This window comes from Terriglobales bacterium (genome assembly GCA_035573675.1).
GTDB lineage: Bacteria > Acidobacteriota > Terriglobia > Terriglobales > Acidobacteriaceae > DATMAB01.
Genome location: DATMAB010000027.1, coordinates 407,388 through 413,446, shown reverse-complemented (window position 1 = coordinate 413,446; position 6,059 = coordinate 407,388). Strand labels below are relative to the sequence as shown.

General features: G+C 64.2%; 6 protein-coding genes and 4 tRNA genes. 3 read left to right on the top strand and 7 right to left on the bottom strand.

What is annotated here, in order from left to right:
* Window positions 1-169 precede the first annotated feature (169 nt).
* The 6 genes from VNK82_14445 to VNK82_14420 form a co-directional block, all read right to left on the bottom strand.
* Window positions 170-538 carry a hypothetical protein gene (locus VNK82_14445; protein HXE92151.1) on the bottom strand — a complete coding sequence of 123 codons (369 nt, stop codon included), beginning with the start codon at window positions 536-538 and terminating at the stop codon, window positions 170-172.
* A 93-nt stretch (window positions 539-631) separates the two neighbouring features.
* Window positions 632-706 (bottom strand) — tRNA-Gly (locus tag VNK82_14440).
* Window positions 707-761: 55 nt separating this feature from the next.
* Window positions 762-837 (bottom strand) — tRNA-Thr (locus tag VNK82_14435).
* Window positions 828-1,034: a hypothetical protein gene (locus VNK82_14430; GenBank protein HXE92150.1), complete on the bottom strand. Its 207-nt coding sequence runs from the start codon at window positions 1,032-1,034 to the stop codon at window positions 828-830. The genes VNK82_14435 and VNK82_14430 overlap by 10 nt, the downstream gene beginning before the upstream one ends.
* Window positions 1,035-1,050: 16 nt before the next feature.
* A tRNA-Tyr gene (locus tag VNK82_14425) sits at window positions 1,051-1,138 on the bottom strand.
* Between the two features lie 198 nt (window positions 1,139-1,336).
* Window positions 1,337-1,412, bottom strand: a tRNA-Thr gene (locus VNK82_14420).
* A 267-nt stretch (window positions 1,413-1,679) separates the two neighbouring features.
* Here VNK82_14420 and VNK82_14415 point away from each other — a divergent pair.
* Window positions 1,680-2,747: a hypothetical protein gene (locus VNK82_14415; protein ID HXE92149.1), complete on the top strand. Its 1,068-nt coding sequence runs from the start codon at window positions 1,680-1,682 to the stop codon at window positions 2,745-2,747.
* Window positions 2,748-2,806: 59 nt separating this feature from the next.
* Here VNK82_14415 and VNK82_14410 read toward each other — a convergent pair whose 3' ends face one another.
* Window positions 2,807-4,024, bottom strand: a complete 1,218-nt coding sequence (locus VNK82_14410; GenBank protein ID HXE92148.1) for an alpha/beta fold hydrolase — start codon at window positions 4,022-4,024, stop codon at window positions 2,807-2,809.
* A gap of 279 nt (window positions 4,025-4,303) precedes the next feature.
* Between VNK82_14410 and VNK82_14405 the strand changes: the two genes are divergently transcribed.
* Both VNK82_14405 and VNK82_14400 read left to right on the top strand, forming a co-directional pair.
* Window positions 4,304-4,642: a DUF4242 domain-containing protein gene (locus VNK82_14405; protein HXE92147.1), complete on the top strand. Its 339-nt coding sequence runs from the start codon at window positions 4,304-4,306 to the stop codon at window positions 4,640-4,642.
* A gap of 13 nt (window positions 4,643-4,655) precedes the next feature.
* Entirely contained in the window at window positions 4,656-6,053 is a 1,398-nt protein-coding gene (locus tag VNK82_14400; protein HXE92146.1) for a selenium-binding family protein, read from the top strand.
* Window positions 6,054-6,059: the final 6 nt, after the last annotated feature.

The following is a 6,059-nucleotide window of genomic DNA, read 5'->3' as shown; positions in this document are numbered from 1 at the left end:
CTGCGAAACGCCACCTTGGGGTTCTTCTTCCCCAACACCTTGGTGATGGCCGCCGTCAACGTCGTCTTGCCGTGATCGATGTGCCCGATCGTCCCTACGTTCACGTGCGGCTTGCTGCGATCAAATCTCTCTTTGGCCATGTCTCGTCAGTCCTGAATGTTTCGCTCTCTCAGTAGTAGTTCCAGTATGCGTTGCGGTATTTGGCCCGCAGCCGGTCGTCCACTTGCTCAATGCGGGACAAGTAGTACTCGCGAAAATGTCCCTGGTCGCTCAAGGGCAGCGCCTCGTACAGTTGCTTGGCCCGTCCCGGCCCGCCCTTGCGGAACCGGTCCAGCCAGTTCACGCCCTCCAGCGCCCGCTCCATCAGGCCGCGCGCCAGGATCTCCTCGATGTTGCGCACGTCCAGCTTGTTCAGCTCCACCAGCTTCAGGAACGGCTCCGGATGCCCCTCCAGCACCCGCTCCACCATCGTCTTCAGCTCTTCGTAGGACGCCGGATCCTGGATCGGAATGGCTGCCTGCTCGAACACGGCTTCCATGCACCCTCCCGTTCGTCCTGCGCTCACCTGCCGGCTCGCCACCCACCGGCTTCACGCTTTCCCAGTTGCTTCACGGTTGCTGTTTCACACTCTTGGAGCGGGAGACCGGAATCGAACCGGCGACCAACAGCTTGGAAGGCTGTGACTCTACCACTGAGTTACTCCCGCCCTGAGCCACCCAAACATCCAAGTACTGCCTTCTCACCGCCACATCCGAAACTCGTGGAGCCGATGACCAGGATTGAACTGGTGACCTCTCCCTTACCAAGGGAGTGCTCTACCAACTGAGCTACATCGGCCGCGAACTCGCCGGCGCCGAGGCCGCAGCGCCAGGCTCCGGCCTGGCGCCCAAACTCCGGGCATGAGCCAGCGTGCGCAGAGCCAGCCCGCCCAGAACCGCCAGGGTCACGGCGCGGAAGCGTAGATCCTCGAGCGTCTGCCACGCCGCCAGCGCCAGCGCTGCATATGCCATCAGCGCCCAAACCAAGCGATGCATCTCGTTTCCGAAATCCTGGTGGACAGGGGAGGATTCGAACCTCCGTAGCTCCAAGGAGCGGCAGATTTACAGTCTGCTGCCATTAACCGCTCGGCCACCTGTCCACGTTTCAACCGAGCCGCGTCCCGTCGAGCGAAGAGCCGCAGCGCGCACACACAAATCTTCCGCAAACATCGTCGCCACGCTGCAGAAGAAAACAACCGTTAGGGGTGTGTTCCTCTCGGAAGAGTGTGCCGCCGTCCGTGGGGTCCGTTGCTTCGCGCCGTTCTGCGCAGAGCTCCGTCGCCCGAAGCCCATTGCCCTGGAGCTGGCGAAGGGATTCGAACCCCTGACCCTCTGATTACAAATCAGATGCTCTACCAGCTGAGCTACGCCAGCTAATCCCTTCCCGCCACTCGGGACAAAGATTACATGTTAGCAGAACGGCAATTGACGTGCAATGGGAACCCAAGGTGGCCAGGAGCGGTAACCGGCGTTTGGGTTGGCCACTCACACTGGTGCGCCCGCTCCCGGGAGTTCCCTCTCGGATATCCGGCGCATCCGAATGTTAAGATGGCCTCGGCGGACGCCCGGTCCGCGGGGCGCCTCTTTCTTTGGCCGATAATCTCACAGCGACTGACCCCCACCTTAGACGAGGCAGCCACCATGCGCCGGCGGCGTAGGCTGCTGATCGCGCTGGCGGTGCTGCTGGTGGCCGTAGCGCTGGGCGTGGTGGTGTCGCGGCGGAGGCATGGGCCGCCGGAGTCGGTGCGCCTTTTGCCCGAGGCCGAGGCGGTGGTGCATGTGAATTTCCGCCTGTTGCGCCTGGTGGGCGCGATGGAGGGATTCTCGCAATCGGTGCCGGAGGAAGAGTACCGGGCGTTCGTGCGCGAGACCGGCATCCAGATCGAGCGCGACCTGGACGAGATGGCGATGGCCGTGCACGCGCCGGCGGCAGTCGCCGCGACACCTGGTGAGGAGAGGGGCAGACGGCCGAAAGGCGGACCGGCAGGGGAAGAAGCAGCCTACGACACTGCGGGCCAGACGCGCTTTTCGCACGTGTTCATTGGGCGGTTTGATTCGGCGAAGCTGGCCGCCTACCTGAAGAAGCTGGCGGTGGCCTCGGAAACGTATCGCGAGCTGGAGGTCCTGCTGATCCCCAGCGAGGGGCGGACAGTGCGCGCTGCCATCCTGGGAGTGGACACGGTGGCGGTGTCGAACGCGGAGAGCGCGCAGCCCATGCGCGACATCATCGACCACTACAAGGCGACGGCGGCGCCGTACGCCGGGCCGGCGCTGGTGCAGCAAAATTACCGGCGTGTGCCGCGCGCGAGCCTGGTGTGGGCGATGGCGCGCTGGAAGGATGCGCGGCATCCGGTGGCGTTCGGCGGCCCGCTCGAGTTGACGCTGCCGGCCGGAGTGACGTGGGTGGGATCGGTGCGCGTGCTTCTGGGAGACGCGCAATTACGCGTGGAAGCGCTGGCGGCGAGCGAGGCGGAAGCGCGGCAGGTGAGCGACCAGCTCACGAACCTGCTGACGCTCTATCGCAATCTGTGGGGCGCGCAGGTGGCAGACCCGGACCTGCAGGCGTTGATCCAGAGCGTCGAGGTGCGGCAGGAACAGCAGCGCGCGGTGGTGACGGCGTCGCTGTCACGGGCGCTGCTGAGAAAGGCGATGGAAGAGCCGGCGGCGCCGAAGCCGGAAGCTGCCGAGCAGAAGCCGGCGGGAAAGTAGTTCTCAGTTCTCAGTTCTCAGTTCTCAGTTCTCAGGAAAAGCGACAAGGCCCTCGGCATTCAGGCTTCACTTTCCCAGCCCAGGAAGGCACCGAGTTCGCGGAGGAAGATGGGCCAGGCGGGCTCAGTGGGCCAGACGAGATGATTGCGTCCGGGCAGCGGAACGAAACGGGCGCCGGGGATGGAAGCAGCGAGCAAACGTCCTTCGTTCATGGGCACGGCCCTGTCCTTCTCGCAGTGCAGGACGAGGGTGGGCACGCGGATGCGGGGAAGGACATCGACCACCTCGAGGCGTCCGGCCGCCAGCAGCAGTTCGGCGGCGTTCTGCGGCGACGCCGAGACGCGCTGCAACTCGTTGAACCAATCCATCTGTTCCGCTGAGCCCCCGGGGATGAAGATGTTGGTCCACACCTGGCGGAAGGCCGGGCTGTTTTTTCCCCACCCCAGGCGGACGAGGGTAATGAGCGCATTGCGCTGCTCAACGTCCTCGGGCGACCCGCGGTGCAACCAGCCGCGGGCAAAAGCGCCGTACAGCACGAGGTGGCTGACGCGCTCGGGATGGCGAGCCGCATAGGCGCAGGCCACGGCGCCTCCCTGGGAGATGCCGAGCAGAGCGAAGCGCTGCACACCGGCTGCGTTCACCACCGTCTCCAAGTCCTCGACCCAGGCTTCGAAGGAAAGATCTTCGACGTCCCAGTCGGAAAGGCCGTTACCGCGCTCGTCGTAGCGGATGACGGTGTGGCGCCGGGTAAGCTCGCTGATCCAGTGGCTCCAGATGGGGCTGTGCCATTCGAACTCGAGGTGGTTCATCCAGTTGGCGGCCTTGACCAGGGGCGGCCCAGAACCCACGGTGGAATAGGCGATGCGCGCGCCGTCCCGCGCGGTGCAGAAGCGGATTTCCTGGCGGACGGGAAGCGTGACCGCGGCTGCGGCGGACGGGGCGGGCGGCGCCGCGCCCATGGCTTGCTTCACTTCGGCCACGAAGCGGTAGCCGACGCGCGGCACGGTCTCGATGTAGGCCTGGCCGGTGGCCTTTTCTCCCAACGCCTTGCGCAGCACGGAGATGTTGTGATTCAGGTTGTTCTCTTCCACAACGGCGTCCGGCCAGACGGCTTTCATCAGTTCGTCCTTGGTAAGCAGGCGGCCGTGGTTTTCCACCAGCAGGGCGAGCGTGTCGAAGACCTTGGCACGCAGGGGAATGTGCTCGGAGCCGCACAGGAACTGACGCTCCGGGACATCGAGGCGAAAGGGGCCGAACTCGTAGACCCGGCTGGACATGCCAGTCATTTTCAGATTCACCTCGCTGCGCTTAGGGCTCGCAGCCCTGCTTACCGGGGCACGGTCCGATATCGGCAAAAGCTCCGCAACCGATTGCTGCGTCAACAGTTAGTCCATTCCAGAAAAAACTCAGGAAAGTTACAAGCGAGCTAAAGGACGTCCAGGGCCAGCCTGGGGCCTAATCGGTCGCGTGGTTCGCGCTCACCCTGACCGGAGGACATTCTAGCCCGGCGAAGGGAGAGACGAAAGCCGAATTCGACAGCCCGAGGAGAAACAAAAGTGCCGAAATACGTGATCGAGCGGGAGATCAAGGGAGCCGGCGAGCTGACCAGCGCCGAGCTTCGTCATGTTTCCGAGCATTCCTGCAAGGTGATCGACCAACTGGGACGAAACGTGCAGTGGGTGACGAGCTACGTGACGGACGACAAGTTGTACTGCATCTATATCGCCCCGGACGCTGAGGCCATCCGGGAGCACGCCAGGTTGGGAGGGTTCCCAGCCAACCGGATCTCGGAGGTGCGGACGACGATCGATCCCACCACTGCTGAGGCCCGGGCCACCGTGGACGCCGCCTTCGTGTCCGCTCTGGAAGACACGCAGGCCGAGACCAGGAACTGAGGAGGAGACTTTCATGAACTGGAAACCTGACCAAACCTTTTATCCGTCGCCCAAGATGGCAATCGAGGCAGCGCCGGAGAAGCTGGGCTACCTGTCCCTGATGGAACCGACGCGCACGAAACCGGACGCCATGGCGGTGGTGGACCTGGATCCGGCCTCGAAGAGCTACGGGCGGATCGTCAGCCAGCTCGACATGCCGAACGCGGGCGACGAGCTGCATCACTTCGGCTGGAACGCATGCAGCTCGTGCCTGTGCCCGGCGTCGCCGCATCCGCACATGGAGCGGAGGTACCTGGTGGTCCCGGGCCTGCGCTCCTCGCGCATCCACATCCTGGACACCAAGCCCGACCCGAAAAACCTGAAGCTGACGAAAGTGATCGAGCCGGAAGAGGTGATGAAGAAGACAGGCTACAGCCGCGCACACACCTCACACTGCGGTCCTGACGCGATCTACATGAACGCGCTGGGCTCGGCGGAAGGCAAGGGACCGGGCGGCATCTTCATGCTGGACGCCGAGACCTTCGACGTCAAAGGCCCCTGGGAGAAGGACCGCGGCCCGCAATATCTATCCTACGATTTCTGGTGGCACCTGGGGCACGACACCATGATCACCAGCGAGTGGGGCACGCCGGACATGGTGGAAAACGGCCCCAATCCGGAACTGCTGCTGGCGGGAAAGTACGGGCACGCGCTGCACGTGTGGGACCTGCGGCGGCGCACACATCAGCAGGTGCTGGATCTGGGCGCGGAGCAGCAGATGGTGCTGGAGCTGCGTCCGGCGCACGACCCGACCGAAAGCTACGGGTTCGTGGGCGTGGTGACCTCGCTCAAGGACCTTTCCGCGTCGGTGTGGTTGTGGTACCGGGAAGGCTCGAACGGCAACGGAGAATGGAAGATCCGCAAGGTGATCGAGATTCCCGCCGAGCCGGCTGCGGCCGAGGACCTGCCGCCGCTGCTCAAGGGATTCGGAGCGGTGCCGCCGTTCGTGACCGACATCAACCTGTCGCTCGACGATCGCTTCCTCTACGTCTCCTGCTGGGGCACGGGCGAGTTCCTGCAGTACGACGTCAGCGATCCGTTCAACCCGGTGAAAACGGGATCGGTGCGGATCGGCGGCATCGTGCAGCGCACGGCGCACCCTTCGCAACCGAAGAAACCGCTGAACGGCGGCCCGCAGATGGTCGAAGTCAGCCGCGACGGCAAGCGCGTCTACGTGACCAACTCGCTGTACGCCAGTTGGGATGAGACGTTCTATCCCGACGGCATCCGCGGCTGGATGGTGAAGCTGAACGTGGGCAAAGAAGGCGGCATGGAGTTGGACGAGCGGTTCCTGCTGGAAACCGACCTGCGCCCGCACCAGGTTCGCCTGCAGGGCGGCGACGCCTCTTCCGATTCCTACTGCTTCGCGTGAGGTGGA

Coding starts and splice junctions, on each gene's coding strand:
- VNK82_14430 (HXE92150.1), bottom strand. CDS start 1,034: ATGCATCGCTTGGTTTGGGCGCTGATGGCATATGCAGCGCTGGCGCTG.
- VNK82_14415 (HXE92149.1), top strand. CDS start 1,680: ATGCGCCGGCGGCGTAGGCTGCTGATCGCGCTGGCGGTGCTGCTGGTG.
- VNK82_14400 (HXE92146.1), top strand. CDS start 4,656: ATGAACTGGAAACCTGACCAAACCTTTTATCCGTCGCCCAAGATGGCA.
- VNK82_14410 (HXE92148.1), bottom strand. CDS start 4,024: ATGTCCAGCCGGGTCTACGAGTTCGGCCCCTTTCGCCTCGATGTCCCG.
- VNK82_14445 (HXE92151.1), bottom strand. CDS start 538: ATGGAAGCCGTGTTCGAGCAGGCAGCCATTCCGATCCAGGATCCGGCG.